1 protein-coding gene is annotated in these 281 nt (G+C 47.7%); it reads right to left on the reverse strand.

Translation table 11 applies throughout. The features are described 5' to 3' along the window. The coding region (locus C1G53_RS08555; protein WP_238139126.1) for a thiamine pyrophosphate-dependent enzyme at positions 1-281 on the reverse strand (281 nt) is incomplete at both ends.

The raw sequence follows: 281 nt of genomic DNA on the forward strand, positions 1-281 counted from the left end.
CGGTACACCATAGCCATTCAAAATAGCCAATTCTTGGTTGGTCATTTGGAAGCCGCCATCACCAACAAAGATGATTACTTCTTTATCTGGATTGGCTAATTTGGCGCCGATAGCTGCAGGAATACCAAAGCCGATGGTTCCCATGCCACCAGATGTTACAAGTTGGCGTGCATGTCTGTAGGGGTAGAATTGAGCGGCCCACATTTGATGCTGACCAACGTCTGTTACGACAATGGCATCCCCTTGCGTCAACTGACCAATTAATTCAATTGCCGCCTGTG

The organism is Streptococcus suis, assembly GCF_002960445.1.
Taxonomy (GTDB): domain Bacteria; phylum Bacillota; class Bacilli; order Lactobacillales; family Streptococcaceae; genus Streptococcus; species Streptococcus hyiners.